The sequence below is a fragment of the Noviherbaspirillum sp. L7-7A genome (assembly GCF_019052805.1).
Lineage (GTDB): Bacteria > Pseudomonadota > Gammaproteobacteria > Burkholderiales > Burkholderiaceae_D > Noviherbaspirillum_A.
Genome location: NZ_JAHQRJ010000001.1, coordinates 315208 through 332002 on the forward strand (window position 1 = coordinate 315208; position 16795 = coordinate 332002).

Here is a 16795-nt window from a genome sequence, read left to right on the forward strand (position 1 = left end):
TGCTCCCTGCTTGAATCAATCTAGCGAAACCTGGACCTGCTGCAGCTCGCGCGCCTTTTCCTCCGGCAGCACGTCCATGGCGAACATGCCGGCGCCCAGTTCGGTGCCGGCCAGGTACTTGAGGCGGTCGCGGGTGCGATAGGGCGGCGAGAACGTGGCGTGCAGCATGCTCTCCGGATGCGGCTTGCCATCGGTCGGCGCCTGGTACCACGCCATCAGGTAGGGGAAGGGCCGCTGCCACAGGCCGTCGTACTTCAGCAGCACGGTCTTGAGCGCCCGCGCCAGGTCGGCTCGCTGCGCATCCGACAGATCGCTGAAGTAGGCCACCGGTTCAATGGTGCTGACCCAGACTTCATACGGATAGCGGGCGCAGGCCGGCACGAAGGCCACTGCGTGCTCGCCCTGGTAGACCATGTTGTCGCCGGCGGCCATGTGCTTTTGCACCATGTCGGCCAGCAGCGCCCGGCCATGCTTCGCATGAAATTCCTCCTGCATGGCCTGCATGCGCGCCGGCACCGGCGGCACGAAGGGATAGGCATAGATCTGGCCATGCGGATGATGCAGCGTCACGCCCACTTCCGCGCCGCGGTTCTCGAACGGCAGCACATACCGGATATCGCCACGCGCCGCGGCGCGGCTGGTGCGGTCGCCCCAGACCTGGAGCAGCAGCTCGATCTGCGGCAGCGGCAGAGCGCCCAGCGAGGCCTTGGGGTCGGTGGTGAACACCACCACCTCGCACAGGCCGTTGCCGGGCGCGGTCTCGACCAGCGCGGAGGGCGGGTCATGGGCTTCGGGCGAGAGCGAGGGGAAGCGGTTTTCAAACACCGCGATCGCATAGTCGCCGGCAGGCAGCTCGGTCGGATTGGCCGGATCGACGCAGACCGCGAGCGGGTTATATTCCGGCGGCGGCAGGAAGGTGCGGCCCTGCCGGTAGGCTGCATAGGTAATCCACTCGCCGCGCATCGGATGCCAGCGCAGGTGGGGATTGGCATGCAGCGGATCGGGGAAGGGGCTGGGCACCGGGCCATCGAGCCGCACCGGACCGCCGCAACCGTAGAGTGTCATGGCGCGGCCATCCGGCTTGGTCAGGTCCAGCATGTATTGCGGGCTGGCGGGTGTGGGCGGGGGTGGTTGATGTTGGTCTTGCTCCAATGTTGTCTCCAGTCACCTGATCACGGGTTTGATCGTGTTCCTGGAAAAGGATTCAAAAAAGAGTCGCATATTTGCGCAGGGGTGTTGATGGGGAGGGGATGCGGCGGGTGAAGGGTGGGGTTGCGGATGCAGGATGCAGTTGCTTCTGCTGTTGCAGTTGCTTCTGCTGTTGCTTCTGCTATTGCTTCTGCTGTTGCTGTTGTCGTTGCTTTTGAAGTGGCCGTTGCAGTGAAGTCCCGTTGAGCGCGCCGTGACGGCGATGCCTGAAGCGGATAAGGTGCGGCGTCTGTTTGAGCGCAGCGCAGCGTAGCGAGTTTAGCCGCGCCCCGCTTCAGGCGTCGACGGCACGGGGACCCCGCGCAGCGGGGCGCGATCACCGGGTCGCCTTTTCTTGCCTACTTCTTTTGGCGAAGCAAAAGAAGTAGGTCGCCTGCCGGGGCGAACACCCGGCCTGGTCATGACGACAGTGCAGTGGGCTTGTTTCACCCGGCGTAAAGGCGTCACTGCGAAGCAGCAGTTGCTTTTGACGTTAAGGGTTTTGCTCGAACCACGTTGAACGACAACACCGACAGTGCTGCCCGTGCCTTGCAGGGTGACGCAATGCGCTTGCACTGCCGTGGAGACAAGCCGGGAGTCCGTCCCGGCGGCCGGGTCACTTTTTTTGCTTCGCCAAAAAAGTAACCAAAAAAGGCGACCCGGTGATCGCGCCCCGCTGCGCGGGGTGCCCGTGTCAGCGGTACCCGGAGCGGGGCGCGGCTAAACTCGCTCCACTGCGTTGCGCTCAGACAGACGCCGCACCTTTTCCCGCTCCGGGCACCGCTGACACGGCGCGCTCAACGGGATTTCACATCTAACGGCAACGGCAACGGCAACGGCAACGGCAACGGCAACGGCAACGGCAACGGCAACGGCAACGGCAACGGCAACGGCAACGGCAACGGCAACGGCAACGGCAACTGTCGTTACGCGTAACCGCAACTGCAACTGCAACTGCAACTGCAACTGCAACTGCAACTGCAACTGCAACTGCAACTGCAACTGCAACTGCAACTGCAACTGCAACTGCAACTGCAACTGCAACTGCAACTGCAACTGCATTCGTAGGGTGCAATACCCGAAGGGCATTGCACGGCCGTTCGCAGACCGCAATGGCGTTGGCGACCGATTTTCTTGATCAACCATTCGTGCAATGCCCCTGCGGGGTATTGCACCCTACGGACTACGGACGATCCACCGTTCCCTTGCCAGACATCGCTGTCACGGCGCAGTTGGAGCTGAGTTGAACGGCCGCACCGTCACTCAAGGTCCAATGCATCCGCATTCGCAAGCCAGCCGCGCTGCCGGCCCACCCCTCATTCGTACGCCGCCGCGTCCCTCACATACCGCTGGATCGCCCCTTCCAGCGTCGGCAGCAGCAGCCCCCGCTCCGACGACAGCGCCGTCGCGCTCCTGCTGCCGCCGTCCACCCGCACCAGCCGTGATGCATCCACCCCTGCCTCGCTCGCGGCGCGGGCGGCGAGCTCGTGCCAGGAAATCACGCCCTGGTTGGCCAGGTGCCAGACGCCTGCGGCGCGGTCGACCAGCAGGTCCAGCGTTGCATGCACCAGGTCGGGCACGTAGGTCGGCGATACCATCACCGCGTCGCTGGCTTCGACATGCCGGCCTTCCTTCAGCGCGCGCAGCGTCATGTGCACGAAGTTGTATTGGTCCCATGGGCCGAAGAAGGCGCTGGTTCGCACGACCAGGGCCTCGGGGAAGGCTTCCTGCACCAGCTGCTCGGCGAAGGCCTTGCTGCGGCCATACACGCCGGTCGGGCAGACCGCATCGCTTTCGACGTATGCACGCCCCAGGCGACCGTCGAATACCAGGTCCGAGGAGAAGGCCACGTACGGAATGTCGAAGCGGGCGCAGGCGCGGGCCAGCATGCCGGCACCGTGGGCGTTCTCGCGGAAGCAGCGTTCTTCCTCGCGCTCTGCCTGGTCGACCCGGACGTACCCCGCCGCATTGATCACGGCCCAGGGGCGCACCCGCTCCAGCGCGGCATCGATCGAGTCGGCATCGGTGATGTCCATGTCGCTGCGCGAGAGCAGGATGTGCGGCAGGCCGCGGTGATTGCAGACCCGAGCAAAGGCCCGGCCCAGCGTGCCGGTGGCGCCGACGATGGCAATCACGCGTGGCCTGTGCACCAGGGCGGGCGATGCCGGCTCGCGCTGCGGCGGCTGGTAGTAGCGGTCGTGCCGGTGCCACCAGCCGGCATGGTCCAGCACCGGGTGGCTGAAGTCGCCGTTCGTGGCCAGCGCACCCGCGGCCAGTGCCAGCGCCGTCGGGCGCGGCGGGTCGCAGCGCACGTCGAATACGCCGGGCTCGTAAAAGCCATTGCGCTGGGTCAGCAGGGAATTCCAGTCGACGCAGCCGAACAGGGACCAGACCGTGACGGCCCGTATATCGGCGCCTTCGTCGCGCAAGGTGCAGGCGGCGTCCCATACTTCCTTGAGCCAGCGCAGCTGCTCGTCGCGGGTGTTGCCGTGATGGACTTCGGTGACGGCCACGGGCAGCCGATAGCGTTCCCAGACTTCGCGCAGGCGCGCCAGCGGCCCGGTCGGCCGGCCTTCGAAGTCGATGCGCACGGCCTCCACGTCGGCATAACGCTCGCGCAGGTTGCCGCTGTGATGATGGGCCGGAAACAGCTCGAAGCGCTCGTCGAGATAGCGTTCGCTGGTCAGGTAGTGGTTGATGCCGATGATGTCGGGCGGGTAGGGCTGCTCGACGAAGAAGGCAAGCTCCTCGGCGCCGATGCCATGGTCGAGGAAGCGCTGATACCAGGCATGGCTGCGGTCGACGCGGCCGCACAGCAGGTCGAAGCTCAGCCAGCGCCGTTCGTTTTCATAGTCGGCCTGGTATTGCAGGGCCGGCGTGGCGAACACCTTGCCAAGGTCCTCGGTCTGCACCAGCTGGGCGGCCGGGTTGATGCGGCGTATCGCCTGCATCGACAGCACCACCGCGCGGCACTGGTGGATCAGGGTGCGCAGAAAGCAGGCTTCGTCGGTGCCGTGCGGATACCAGTGGCCGTAAAGGCCCGAAAAACGCGCTGTGGTCAGCGGCTCGTTGACCGGCGTGTATTTGTCGATCCAGGGATAGCGTTCGGCGACGCGGGCCGCATGCTGCGCCACCATCTCGGGAAACGCGGGATCGGCCAGGCTGGTATAGCGCGGGCCGCTGCCATGATGCACCAGGCCGGCGATCGGGCTGATGCCCAGTTCGCGCAGCTTGGCAAGGCGCTGGTCGTGCCAGCGCCAGTCGCAGCGGTCTGGCGATTCCGGCGCGATGGTTTCCCAGAGTACGGGATAACGCAGCGTACGGATGCCCAGCGCAGCGACCTGTTCCAGATCGCTTTCGCGCTCCCAGTGCCCGGTTTCCCGGGATTGGTCGCGCACGGTGTCATGTACCCTCGCCACCGTGCATTCGATGCCACCCCATACCTCGGGCAGCGCTCGTCGGCGTGCATTCTTGCTGACCATCGTCATACTTTGTCCTTAACAACGGGAGCGACGGGCAGGTCAGGAGCCTGCGCGGCAGAAGGATCGGCGGCTGCAACGGGCGAGAAAACGGTGCAATCCGGCATCACCGCCTGCGCCCAGGAGCCCACCCTGGACTTGTCGCTGATACCAGATTGCCCTCGTATTTTGCACGTTTCGCTTCGCCGACTTCTGTCGCGCAGGCTCCTGTCCAAGCCGTCCCGCCGGCCGGCCCGCACTCGATTGACATGCGTGATGATTGCTTACTCGCTCAAGCCCAGCGCCCTTTTCTTCGGACGCATGGCTTCCACGGCCTTTGCTGCCTTCCTGCCAGCCAGGAAAGCATGATCGGAGTTGTAGTATTCCCATTCGCTGTAGCGGCCGGCCAGGATGATGTCGTGCTGCGCCATCCAGCGCCGGATCAGCTCCACGTTGCGCGAGCGCGCATGGTCGTACAGCACGTAGGCATAGGGCATGTCGACCAGGCTGGAGGTGATCAGCTTGTCGTCCGGTTGCAGCAGGCCGACCTTCACCAGGTCTTCCATGCAGCGCTGCACCAGCGCGTCGCCGTCGAGCGGCAGCGGCTTGTGCTCGGAGTAGGAAATCTCGCAGGTCAGGCCGAATCCGCCCGGCGGATTGCAATGCGGGCTCGCATTGCCCTGCACGAAGATGCGGTGGAAGATGCTGTCTTCGGGGTAATAGATCCAGTGCTTGTCGGTGATGTTTTCACGGGCAATGCCCAGGTTGACGCAACGGATAGAGATATGGCGCAGTCCCTGCGCGGCCTGCTGCACCTCGGCCGGCGCGTTGGCCCCAATCACCTTGACCAGCTCCGGCAGCGGCATCGTGCTGACCAGCTGTTCGTAGTGGAAGCGCCGGCCGTCGGCAAGCGCCACCAGCTTTTCCTGGGGAATGAGCTGCACCACCTTGGCGCTGGTTTCCACCGTGCCCTTGATATGCGGCAGGAAGCCCTTCATCAGCGCCTCGAAGCCGCCCTTCAACGGATAGCCGAAGCGGGCGTTCGGACCCATGGGCTTGGCTACCGGCTCCAGCGCGCCCTCGATGATTTCATTCAGATCGGGCAGGGGCACGCGGCCGCCGAGCCAGGAGGTTTCCATCTCGGTCAGCGGCACGGTCCAGAGCTTGCGGTTGTAGGGGATGGCGAAGTGCTTGGCAATGCCGGCGCCCCATACCTTGTAGATGAATTCCTCGAAGTTGCGCGGTGCCTGGCTCTGCAGCGCCACGGCGCTGGCGGTGGGCGATGCTGCGGTTGAGGGCAACACCGCGCCGTCGGCGCAGCAGTCGTCCAGGTCCTTCACGTCGCCGGACGCCACCTTGCAGTTGGCGGCGCTGGACGTGGTGTCGGGCTGGCGGGTGCTGCCATAGCGGGCTTCGATGGCCCCAGTGATGCATTCGGCAATCACTCTGGATGGCAGGCCATATAGCGCGCCCTGGAACGGGTAGCGGGTATGCACGCCCTTGCTGTAGACCCAGGCTTCGCGGTTCTGCCAGTGCAGGTTGTCGCCCAGCAGGGTACGGTACAGATCCAGTACATAAGGATCATTGGAAAACATGATGTGGCCGGCGTAATCGAAGGTGAAGCCCTTGTCCTCGATCGAACGGCACCAGCCGCCGACAGTCTCGTTACGTTCCAGCAGCAGCGTGTCCTGGTCCAGGTGATAGGCCGCGGACAGGCCGGTCGGGCCGCCGCCGATCACCACCGTGTCATAGCTGCGGGTGGGCTGGTGGCTGTAGAGCTGGTTGACATTGCGCGACGTGACAGGCACGGCGCTTTCCGCGGCGGCGGCGCGCTCGCGTGCGGACTCTTCCAGCGCGCTCATCAGGTCGCGCATGGTCAGCGCGGTGCTGTCCCAGGAAGTGCGGGTAAGCTTGTCGCGCATCTTCTGGATCATTTCCTCGCGCTCTTCCATCGAGATCAGCAGCGCAGCCTCGCAGGCGGCGATGAACTCCTCGGGCGTGTGCGCAATCGCCACCACGTCGCTGTGCAGGTCGACCACGTCGCGCACCGGGGTGCTGACGATGGGCAGTTCGGCCGCCATGTATTCCAGCGACTTGGTCGGGCTGATGAACTTGGTCGATTCATTCATCGCGAACGGCATCAGGCATACGTCCCAGCCCGCCAGCAGCTGCGGCAGCGCTTCATACGGCTGCTGCCCGAGATAATGGATGTTGTCGTGGCGCGGCAGCGTGGCCGGGTCGATCTTGACCACCGGGCCGACCAGCACGATCTGCCATTGCGGATGGGCCTGCGCCACCTTGCCGATCAGTTCGGTATCGAAGCGCTCGTCGATCACGCCATAGAAGCCCAAACGCGGGCCGGGAATGTCGCGGTGCGCCGGATGGGCATTGGCGCGGTCCAGCGCCTGCGCGAAATGCCTGACATCCACGCTGCTGGGAAAGCAGTGCACATTCGGATGCCGGTCCTTCTTGGCGTTGTACAGGCTGGGGCCGCCGGTGAAGACGATCTCGGCCCGCTTCAACAGCGAATTCTCGCGCTGCAGCAGCTGGCGCGGCGGATTCTTGAAGGCGGCCAGTTCATCCATGCAGTCATACACCACCAGGCGCGGCGGCAGTTCCTGCAGCAGCGGCAATGCCATCGGCGTATAGAACCAGACGATGTATTCCTCGCCGTCGCGCACCAGTTCGCGCACCATTTTCTTCAGGTAAGGCAGGTGGTCATCGTGGAAGCCGGGCATGTCGACCGGCGTATGGGGCTTGCAGACGGTGATGTTGGGAAGGGGACTAGTGGATTCGAGGCCGCTTTCGCCCTGTCGGAAAACCGGTTCCTCAAAGAAGCAGATCTTGTAATGCTGAGCCAGTCGTGACAACAGGTGCTGGGGACGCTGATAGACAAAATCCCAGCGAAGATGGGAAAACACTAGTATGGTCGGCATGCTATCTCCTGGTTGGCACGTGCAGCGCTTGATGACACGCAATGCGTCGCCTGGCGTCATCGCCTGTAGCGGACGCAGTGACTTGGAGCGCCAAAGCAGGAGGCTGGTCTGTGACAAGCCGTTCCATCAGGGGCGGAAACGGTCACGCGAAAATCTGGTCGGGCTAGCCGACCGGCGTATGAACCGGCTCGCATTGCAACGGTATTCGTCACCGAAGATTACTAGAATGTTAATTTTGTCACTATCGGACATTGCCTTATGCCTTTGTAGGAATGCAGGAGGTTCCCCTATGAAAATAAGTCCGTCCAGTCAATGCCGCGCAAGCGCGCCGCGCGCTGCCAGCGCCAGCCCGAAGCTGGCATACACCAGCGCAAGCGAAGGCGCCGACAGGTGCTTTTCATAACCGGGCTGGAGCCGGTAGGGCGCCAGCTTGTAGTCGGTGAAGCAGGCCATCGCCGCCACGCCCAGGCCGCCGCCTATCCTGGCAGGAAGCGATTGCCCGGACCTTTCAAACCGCTTTTCATAGACCACGGCCCACAGGGTCGCCGATGCATGGTGGATCGCATAGCCGGTGGCGGTATAGCGCAGGCTGGCTTCATGATGATGCGCGGTGCGGTCGCCCCATAACCAGCGGCTGATCACATTGATCGGCCCGAGCACAGAGCCGATTTCCTTCTGGCCGGCCAGGGACAAGGCAGCCGTCGACGCCAGGCTGCCGACGGCGCCGGACACCAGGCCGTCCTTCCAGGCTTGTCGCCATGTCTTCATGCTGTCTTTCATCAAACTGTTCCCCATGAACTCGCCGTTCAGGCCGGGGTCGTACCGGCATGCGGTGGGATGGGAGAAATGGCCGTCGGTTCCCGGCATGGCATGCGCACCGGGATAAAAACAAATCGCTTCTCGCACCGCATTCAAAAGGAGGGCTCTTGATCATATTGCTTACCGGCGCCAGCGGCTTCATCGGCCGCCATCTTGCCGACACGCTGCAGGCGCGCGGCCATGACGTGATCGTCACCTCGCGCAGGCCAGGCCATGCCGCCCGGCCCGGCCTGCGCGAGCTGGAAGCGGACTTCAGCAGGGACATCGAGCCTGCGGCCTGGCTGCCAAGGCTGGTCGGCGTGGACGTGGTGATCAATGCCGTTGGCATCCTGCGGGAAAGCCCGGGCCAGCGTTTCGACCTGCTGCATGAACGCGCGCCATGCGCGCTGTTCGCCGCCTGCGCCGAGGCGGGCGTGAAGCTGGTGATACAACTGTCGGCCCTGGGCGCGGACCAGCATGCAACCAGCCGCTACCACCTGAGCAAGAAGGCGGCTGACGATTACCTGCGCTGGCTTGGCCTGCCGGCGGTGATCCTGCAGCCTTCGCTGGTGTATGGCGCCGACGGCGCCAGCGCCACCCTGTTCTCCACCCTGGCCAGCCTGCCAATGCTAGCCTTGCCCGGCGGTGGCCGGCAGCGCGTGCAGCCGGTGCATGTGGACGACCTGTGCGCGCTGGTGCTGGCCGTATTGTCCGCGCCCCCTGCATCGGTGCGCACCATTACCGTGGCCGGCCCGCAGCCCATCACGCTGCGCGCCATGCTGGCCGGCTTGCGCGCCGCCATGGGTCTGGGACGGCTCCATGTGCTGCCAATGCCGATGCCGCTGGCCCGCATGGCCGCATCGGCCGGCACGCTGCTGCCGGGCGGCCTGCTGGACGCGGAAACCCTGTCCATGCTGGAACGCGGCAATACCGGCGAGGTGGCTGACATGACTGCCTTGCTGGGCCATGCGCCACGCCCGCTGTCGCTGTTCATCACGCCCGCCGAGGCGCCCGCGGTGCGGCTGCGTGCCCAGCTCAACTGGCTGCTGCCGGTGCTGCGCTGGTCGATCGCGCTGGTATGGATCGTGACCGGCATCGTCTCGCTGGGCCTGTATCCGGTACAGGAAAGCTATGCGCTGCTGGCACGCACCGGCATCACCGGGGCGCTGGCGCCGCTGATGCTGTATGGCGCGGCGCTGATGGACCTGGCCTTCGGCATCGGTACGCTGCTCCTGAAGCGGCGGCGCTGGCTGTGGCTGCTGCAGCTGGGTCTGATCCTGTTCTACACCGTCGTCATCAGCATTCGCCTGCCTGAATTCTGGCTGCATCCCTACGGCCCGCTCCTGAAGAACCTGCCGATGCTGGCTGCCATCTGGCTGCTTTACGAACTGGAGAAATGAGATGGAATACGTACTCGTGAAGTGGCTGCACATCCTGTCGTCGACCTTCCTGTTCGGCACCGGCATCGGTTCAGCGTTCTACATGCTGTTTACCAGCCTGTCGCGGGATGTGCGGGCCACCGCGGTGGTGGTGCGCCATGTGGTGCTGGCCGACTGGCTCTTTACCACGCCCACCATCATCATCCAGCCGCTGACGGGTTTTTACCTGATCCATCTGGCGGGCTATCCGCTGACCAGCCGCTGGATCATGTGGACCATTGGGCTCTACCTGCTGGCCGGCGCCTGCTGGCTGCCGGTGGTATGGCTGCAGATCAGGATGCGCGGCTTCGCCCAGGATGCGGTCAAGGCCGGCACCGAGCTGCCGCCCATCTACTGGCGCTACCTGCGCTACTGGGTGCTGCTGGGCATACCCGCTTTCCTGGCGCTGGTGGTGGTGTTCTACCTGATGGTGGCCAAGCCGGCGTAGAAATTGGCGCCGAGGCCCTTTCCAAGAGGCGGCGCGGCAGGCTTTACAAGCGGGCCCGCCGGCTGATTAAATGCACGGCATCGCGGCCGTTGCGCCGCTTCTGCCTGCCTGCTCATGAACCTTGCACCTTCGTCGCGAAGCGACGGCATCAGCGATGCCGAATGGCGGGTCCGGGTCGACCTCGCCGCCTGCTACCGCCTGTGCGCGCTGCGCCAGTGGGACGACATCATCTACACCCATATCTCGGCCACCGTGCCTGGCGAGCCGGGCCATTACCTGATCAATCCCTTCGGCGAACGCTTCGATGAAATCCGCGCCTCCGGCCTGGTCAAGATCGATCTGCAGGGACGCATCCTGGGCGACGCCACGCGCCGGGTCAACGTGACCGGCTTTGCGATCCATGGCGCAGTGCATGCGGCGCGCCCCGACGCCATGTGCGTGATGCACCTGCATCATGCCAACGGCATCGCGGTGGGCATGCAGGAGCAGGGCCTGCTGCCGCTATCGCAGCATGCGCTGCGCTTCTACGAGCAGGTCGGCTATCACGACTATGAAGGCCTTGCGCTGTCGGCGCAGGAGCAGGGCAGGCTGGTGCAGCGCCTGGGCAGCTATCCGGCGCTGTTCCTGCGTAACCATGGCACCCTGGTGTGCGGCCGTACCGTGGCTGAAGCCTTTGTGTTGATGGATACGCTGGACAAGGCCTGCGCCTACCAATTAAAGGGGCAGTCCGGCGGCGGCAGGCTGGTGCAGCCGTCTCCCGACGTATGCCGCAAGACCTGGCGCGAACTGGTCGGCGACGGCGCTCCGGAAGGCGCGCTGGAATGGCCGGCGCTGCTGCGCCTGCTCAACGACATCGATCCCACTTATCAGCAATGAGGAAAAACAGCCATGCCCACCATTAACGTACAACTGTTTGAAGGCCGCAGCGTGGAACAGAAACGCGCTTTCGTGGAGGCGGTGACGGAAGCCACCTGCAGGAGCCTGGGCTGCGCGCCCGGCAGCGTGGACATCATCATCCAGGATGTCAGCCGCGATAACTGGGCTACCGGCGGCAGGCTCTGGAGCGAGCCGGCGCCAGCAGACTGACAAGCCGCGCCCGGCCGCCGCTTCAACAGCGGCCGGGCACACGACAGCTTGGGTTAATTGCAGGAATAGGCCGCGGCCAGCTGGGCGCGCGACCTGGCGATGGCGGAGCTTGCCGGTTCATCGACGGTCAGCGTGTTGTCGGTGAACTTGCAGCCATACTTCGGATCGGCCACCGTTGAAGCGGTCAGCACGTCGTCGCCCTGCGGCTTGGCGCCGCCGCTTTCCCAGGTCACCATGTCCTGGAATGCCTTCACCTGCTCATTGATGGTGAAGTCGCAGTGCGCCACGCCACGGATCGCCCGCTGCACCAGCATCCCGGAGGTGCCTTCTGCATCAGCGCGCTTTTTGAAGATCTGCTCCATGCTGAACGGCACATACATGTCGCCCAGGGTATGGATGGTCACGACGGGGATGTTGAAGCGCGCATTGGTCTTGGGCACCCAGCGCAGGCCATCGGTACGCAGCCGGTTTGCGTCGGGCGTTGCCTGCACGCGGTAGATCGTGTTGTTCAAGGCGGTTTCCTCCGCCGACAGCGCCGGTGCATTGTCGAGCTGGTAGACGAAATTTTTGGTCGAGACCACGTCATCGTTTAGGATGCCCAGCATCTTGCCGTCCCGTCCGAACGTGCCCCAGACCGTATCGGTGTAGGGGCCGGCGAAGCCGACGTCGAACATGGGACGCTGGCCGCCGGTCAGGTTCTGCACGATGGTCTTGAGCTTGTCGCCCTGCGCGGTGGTCGCGCCGGTCGCGGTGGTGCTCGGAAAGGTTGTGAACAGGGCGTTCTTGACTGCGGGTTGGATGGTCGCCCAGTTCGTCACCGGCCAGCTCGTGGCAGGCACGCCGGCAAGCTGCATCGCGGCTGCCTGGTAGGCGGCAAAGAAGTCATACAGTTCGGTGTCGCCCAGCACGCCGCACATTGGCACTGCGCCGTTGTAGCTGACCTTGTGGTTGGCATAAGCGAGCGCCTCTTCGTCGATCGCCGCCGCAGTCACGTGGCCGCCCATGGAGACGCCGGTGATGTATATCTTGCTGGGCGTGGCCAAGGGGCGGCTGTTGGCGGCGGCGATCTTGTTGAATGCCAGCGCCAGCGCATTGGTGTCTTCCACGCCGGCCCGGACGTCATAGTAATTCCTGGAGTAGCTCGATGCAGCCCAGGCATAGCCCTGCTCGATCAGGTAGCGGCGGATGGCCGGGTTGCTGACGGTGAGAGCGGCGCCGGTCCCTGCATAGCCATGGGCATACATGACCAGCTTGCCATTCCAGTTCTTGGGCACTTCGATGCGATAGCCCGCGCCTTCCAGCGTGCCCGACCAGCGGTCTGTTTCAGGTGCGCCGGCCAGCGCGGTGAAGGGCAGGCTGGTCTCGGTGACAGCGAAAGTGCGGGTGTCTTGCGGGCGTTGGGCTTCGGGGGCGGGGTCACTGGAACCGCCGCCGCAGGCGGACAGGGCAAGCGTGAGCGTCGCGAGCGCAAACGCGGAACGTACTGGTTGTTTCATTAAAACAGTCTCCGTTTTGATTGGAATAATTTTGGAAAAGCTGCCTGCAAAAGACGTGTTCTGCACTGCGAAACACGGTTTCGAAATTGGCTTGGAAATGTTAAAGCGGCGCTAAAAGCTTGTAAAGGAGAAAGCGACTTAGTTAGTTTTTTGCAACGCCAGGGCGTCAGGCCAGCTTGTCAGGAATGATTGCGACCAGGCGCAACAGGCGCTGCCGCAGACCTGTACTGGGCTGGAGGCCAGGAAGAGGAAAGCAGCGAAGGGAACGGGAATGGCAGGAAGGGCAACAGGAGGCTGCGACGCGGGATCGCAGCCTCCTGTTGCCCTTCCTGCCGTGCTGCCCGGCTCGGGATTACTGCGGCGTATCGGTAGACAGTTCCAGACGCGCCTCGCCGACCCGAATGACTTCGCCGCCGGGCGCGCTGTTGCCGCTGACGCGAACGAAGGACAGCGTGATGTTGCGCGGGTCTGCCGCCACCAGTTCGCTCAGTTGCCGGCTCAGCGCGAACGTCAGCGCCACGGTCCCCGGTTCGCTGCCGCCGGGATCCTGCCGCATATGCACCCGGTGCGCTGCCGCGTCGATTTCGAATGGCCCGACGCTGCCGATGCGGTAGGCGGTGGCGCTGCTGACGTCGGTGCTGGAGGGCAGGTTCAGGTACAGGTGATAGAAATAGCCGCCAATATCCCCGCTGCCGCTGATGCGTACGCTGTCCAGCACCACCCGGGCCGAGCGGTACGGACTGGCAGCCTGCGGCGCGGCGGTGCTGAGCGTGCGTTGCAACAGGTCGGCGCTGGTCTGGTCCAGCTGCAGTTGCACGCTGAGCGAGTTTTCATTCAGCGGTATGCGCAGCACGCCGCCGACCGCCAGCCGGTTGCCGCTGATCTGACGGCTCGGTGAAGCGGCAAGCTCGGCGATTGCGGGCCGCAGGAGCAGGCGCGGCGCGGCGCCGCTGGGCCGCGGGCCGAGCTGCGCCAGTTGCAGCGGGCTGTCGCCCTGCCGCATCGAGGCGAGCACGAAGCCGCCATCGCCGGCCTGGGCGACTTGCGCCGCCGGCAGGGACGTGGGCATGGTCTCGTTCTGGTAGTAGTAGGACAGCTGGTTGCGCGTATCGATCGTACGGCTGCGCTGCATCGCCAGCCGGTTGGCATAGGTGAAGGTGCCGGCCCAGTAGGTGCTATCGGCCGGTGGCGTGGTGCGTCCGCCGCCGGCCTGCTGCCATGCCGACCACAGGCGATCGATGTTGGCGTGGTGAAGCCAGAAGATCGGATCGGTGGGTGACTGCAGGGTCGCCATGGTGGTGCCGATAATGTTGTGCACCGGGTTGTGCGGCTGGTCCTCGATCAGCACCTCGAACGGATTCGCGAGCCCGCGCTGCATGTTGGTGACGGTGCTGGCAAATGGCGCCAGGGTCAGGGCGTCGATCACGTTGGTGTTCTGGCGCGCGAGGTAAAGCGGATTGAATGGCGACGGATTGGTGAATTCGCCCGGCATCTCGGGCGTGGTGTAGTAGTCCCAGTAGGGCAGCACCAGTGACTTGTTGCCCGATACGGCGCGCAGCTGCTGCTCGAAGTAATACAGGTAGCCTCGGTGCCATGCCAGGAAATAGGCAATGCCATGCGGGCAGGAATTGAGATGGATATTGGTCCAGTAGGCCCAGCTGCGCTTGTCGCTGGCATTGGTGTTTTCACGCATGCGCGATATGCCGTCGACCAGCGAGCCATAGTCGCGTGTGTTGCGAAAGGTATTCCAGTCGAGGCGCCGCATGGCGGTGGACTGGGCAAGCAGGTGCTGGCCAGGCAAGGCGGCGGCCAGCAGCGCCGATGCGCCCTTGAGAAAACCGCGGCGCGTAACTACTCTCCTGTGCATGGTCTGTCTCCAGTGAATCACCAGACCATGTTATTGACGTTGACTCATGCTCCCTTGAGAAACCTCAACGATGCCGGTATACATGCCTCGGCATCGAATGGAAGAATTCTGGGGCGGCAGCTAAAAAGCGCTCTAGCTCACGCGGGCGCGCGCGCGCCGGTCGGTGGCGGACCTGCGGTCGAAGCCGGGCTGCAGCATCTGCAGTTCCGGGCTGAGCGGTATCGCCGCGGTGACCGTCACGCCCTGGTCGGGTGCGGCGGTGATGGTGAGCTTGCCGCCAAGCGAGCCGATGCGCTCGCGCATGCCGCGCAGGCCAAAGGCTTCGGGCTTGTCCTGCTTGCCGAGCTGGCCAATGCCATCATCGGAAATGCGCATCAGCAGGCTTTCTTCGGTGGTATAGAGCTGGACATCGACATGGCTCGCATGCGCATGGCGGCTTACATTCGTCAGCGATTCCTGCAGGGTGCGAAACAGCGCAGTGGCGCAGGCATCCGGCAGCGCAATGTCCTCGCCGTCGGAGAGCAGGGTGCAGGCAATGCCGGTCTTGCGCTGGAATTCCCTTGTCTGCCACTCCACTGCCGCATGCAGGCCCAGGTCCAGAACGGCCGGGCGCAGGTCATTGATGATGGCGCGCATGCTCTGCATCAGGGTGGTCATGCTGCGCAGCATGCCGTCCAGCTGCGCGGCTGCCTGCGGCACATGCGACAACTGGCCCTGCAGTATCGAGACATCGATCTTCAGCGCCAGCAGCTGCTGGCCGAGCTCGTCATGGATTTCACGCGCGATGCGCTTGCGCTCTTCCTCGCGCACCGATTCCTGATGCTCGGCCAGTTCGCGCATCGACACCGCCGAGGCGCGCAATGCCGACTCGGTCGCCTTGTGCTGGGTAATGTTCTCATGCACCACCAGGATATGCGGCGTGCCGCTGCTGCCCATGCGGCTTACCGTGGCACGGCACCAGAAGTATTCCCCAGCGGTACGGCAGATATATTCCATCGAAAACATCGGCATCTCGCCCGCTGCCACCGAACGTATGCCGGCTGCGATCCGCGCCGCTTCGGCCACGCCCTGGGCTGCCGATGAAGCGCACACGTCCAGATAATTCCTGCCGGTGCAGTCCATGCCGCTGAATTCAATGAGTGGCTGGTTGACCATCAGGATCTTGCCGTCGCGGTCGAGCAGGAACACATGCGAGGGCTGCACGGCACCCGGACGGCTCTCGGTGCTGTAGTCCGACAGCGGTGGTGCGGTGATGCTGGAAATCTGCGCGGACTTCTGATCAGGCGCGACCAGAGCGGCCGTGCTGGAGTCAAGATAGATGGCAAAGGCGCCAGCCACCTTGCGCTTGGCGTCGCGCAGCGGCGCCGCGCTGACCATCAGCCGCCTGGTGGCGCCGTCCTGCGCCACGATGTCGACCGGGTCCATGCTGCGCTCGGTGCCGCGGCGCAGCGCCAGAAACAGCGCGCGGTTTTCAGGCCGCATCTCCAGGTCCGGCCGCCGCCACTCGCGCTGCTGGGTAAGGTCTTCGGTCCATAGCCGTTGGGCGGCCGCATTCACTATGACTGGCTGACCATCCCGGTCGACCATGCAGAACGGATAGGGCAAGGCCTGCAGCGCCTGGTGCAGCAGGCCGTCATGATGGTCCGGCGCTCCGGCAGCGCTGCCGCGGCCGCGCCAGGACAGGACAGCCAGCGCCCCCAGCAGGCCTGACAGCAGCGCAAGTGCCGCCATATCGGCATAAAAGCGCACCTGTAGGCCGGCATCGTTGCGGCTGGCTTCCGACTTCACCTGGGCTGCAAGCGCAGCGATGCGCTCGGCCTGCTGTTGATGCTGCGAGCTGTCCTGCAACCCGGCGCGCAGTTGCGCGACGCTGCCCTGCAGCGCGGGATAGCCCGCCAGGCTGTCGTCGAGGCCGGCCAGCGCCGCGCTGCGCTGCTCGCGGTCGCGCGGGCCGGTGGCGGGAACATGCAGGCTGGCGTCGACAAGGTGGCCAAGTGCGTTCGCTAGGTTTGCTCCGGACGCGGACATCATGGACAGCGTTCGCGCGGTATCCCAGCCGACAAATCCCGCCATCAGGACAAAGGCCAGGGCAACGCACAT

The 16795-nt window shown here is 64.5% G+C and carries 12 protein-coding genes; 4 read left to right on the plus strand and 8 right to left on the minus strand.

Annotation, left to right across the window (positions count from 1 at the left end; translation table 11 throughout):
* Positions 1-15: 15 nt before the first annotated feature.
* The 5 genes from galT to KTQ42_RS01460 all read right to left on the minus strand — a co-directional run bounded on the left by galT (position 16) and on the right by KTQ42_RS01460 (position 8350).
* Entirely contained in the window at positions 16-1152 is a 1137-nt protein-coding gene (galT, locus tag KTQ42_RS01440; protein WP_249222601.1) for a galactose-1-phosphate uridylyltransferase, read from the minus strand.
* A gap of 756 nt (positions 1153-1908) precedes the next feature.
* Entirely contained in the window at positions 1909-2250 is a 342-nt protein-coding gene (locus KTQ42_RS01445; protein WP_217343883.1) for a hypothetical protein, read from the minus strand.
* A 254-nt stretch (positions 2251-2504) separates the two neighbouring features.
* Positions 2505-4676: a family 1 glycosylhydrolase gene (locus KTQ42_RS01450; protein WP_249222602.1), complete on the minus strand. Its 2172-nt coding sequence runs from the start codon at positions 4674-4676 to the stop codon at positions 2505-2507.
* 254 nt (positions 4677-4930) lie between these two features.
* On the minus strand, positions 4931-7582 hold the full coding sequence (locus KTQ42_RS01455; protein ID WP_217343884.1) for an FAD-dependent oxidoreductase: 2652 nt from the start codon (positions 7580-7582) through the stop codon (positions 4931-4933).
* A gap of 309 nt (positions 7583-7891) precedes the next feature.
* A complete protein-coding gene (locus KTQ42_RS01460; protein WP_217343885.1) occupies positions 7892-8350 on the minus strand; it encodes a hypothetical protein in 459 nt (152 codons plus the stop codon).
* A gap of 158 nt (positions 8351-8508) precedes the next feature.
* On the opposite strand from KTQ42_RS01460, the gene KTQ42_RS01465 reads away from it, so the two are divergent.
* The 4 genes from KTQ42_RS01465 (at position 8509) to KTQ42_RS01480 (ending at position 11332) form a co-directional block, all read left to right on the plus strand.
* Complete coding sequence (locus KTQ42_RS01465; protein ID WP_249222603.1) at positions 8509-9780, plus strand: NAD(P)H-binding protein; 1272 nt, start codon at positions 8509-8511, stop codon at positions 9778-9780.
* 1 nt (position 9781) lies between these two features.
* Complete coding sequence (locus KTQ42_RS01470) at positions 9782-10246, plus strand: DUF2269 domain-containing protein (protein ID WP_217343887.1); 465 nt, start codon at positions 9782-9784, stop codon at positions 10244-10246.
* A gap of 114 nt (positions 10247-10360) precedes the next feature.
* Entirely contained in the window at positions 10361-11122 is a 762-nt protein-coding gene (locus tag KTQ42_RS01475) for a class II aldolase/adducin family protein (RefSeq protein WP_217343888.1), read from the plus strand.
* Positions 11123-11134: 12 nt separating this feature from the next.
* Positions 11135-11332, plus strand: a complete 198-nt coding sequence (locus tag KTQ42_RS01480; RefSeq protein ID WP_217343889.1) for a 4-oxalocrotonate tautomerase — start codon at positions 11135-11137, stop codon at positions 11330-11332.
* A 53-nt stretch (positions 11333-11385) separates the two neighbouring features.
* Here KTQ42_RS01480 and KTQ42_RS01485 read toward each other — a convergent pair whose 3' ends face one another.
* The 3 genes from KTQ42_RS01485 to KTQ42_RS01495 form a co-directional block, all read right to left on the minus strand.
* Positions 11386-12828: an alpha/beta hydrolase gene (locus KTQ42_RS01485; protein ID WP_217343890.1), complete on the minus strand. Its 1443-nt coding sequence runs from the start codon at positions 12826-12828 to the stop codon at positions 11386-11388.
* A 352-nt stretch (positions 12829-13180) separates the two neighbouring features.
* Positions 13181-14695, minus strand: a complete 1515-nt coding sequence (locus KTQ42_RS01490; protein WP_217343891.1) for a tyrosinase family protein — start codon at positions 14693-14695, stop codon at positions 13181-13183.
* 132 nt (positions 14696-14827) lie between these two features.
* On the minus strand, positions 14828-16726 hold the full coding sequence (locus KTQ42_RS01495; RefSeq protein WP_217343892.1) for a histidine kinase: 1899 nt from the start codon (positions 16724-16726) through the stop codon (positions 14828-14830).
* Positions 16727-16795: the final 69 nt, after the last annotated feature.

Coding starts and splice junctions, on each gene's coding strand:
- KTQ42_RS01450 (WP_249222602.1), bottom strand. CDS start 4,676: ATGACGATGGTCAGCAAGAATGCACGCCGACGAGCGCTGCCCGAGGTA.
- KTQ42_RS01455 (WP_217343884.1), bottom strand. CDS start 7,582: ATGCCGACCATACTAGTGTTTTCCCATCTTCGCTGGGATTTTGTCTAT.
- KTQ42_RS01490 (WP_217343891.1), bottom strand. CDS start 14,695: ATGCACAGGAGAGTAGTTACGCGCCGCGGTTTTCTCAAGGGCGCATCG.
- KTQ42_RS01480 (WP_217343889.1), top strand. CDS start 11,135: ATGCCCACCATTAACGTACAACTGTTTGAAGGCCGCAGCGTGGAACAG.
- KTQ42_RS01485 (WP_217343890.1), bottom strand. CDS start 12,828: ATGAAACAACCAGTACGTTCCGCGTTTGCGCTCGCGACGCTCACGCTT.
- KTQ42_RS01470 (WP_217343887.1), top strand. CDS start 9,782: ATGGAATACGTACTCGTGAAGTGGCTGCACATCCTGTCGTCGACCTTC.
- KTQ42_RS01475 (WP_217343888.1), top strand. CDS start 10,361: ATGAACCTTGCACCTTCGTCGCGAAGCGACGGCATCAGCGATGCCGAA.
- KTQ42_RS01460 (WP_217343885.1), bottom strand. CDS start 8,350: ATGAAGACATGGCGACAAGCCTGGAAGGACGGCCTGGTGTCCGGCGCC.
- KTQ42_RS01495 (WP_217343892.1), bottom strand. CDS start 16,726: ATGATGTCCGCGTCCGGAGCAAACCTAGCGAACGCACTTGGCCACCTT.
- KTQ42_RS01445 (WP_217343883.1), bottom strand. CDS start 2,250: ATGCAGTTGCAGTTGCAGTTGCAGTTGCAGTTGCAGTTGCAGTTGCAG.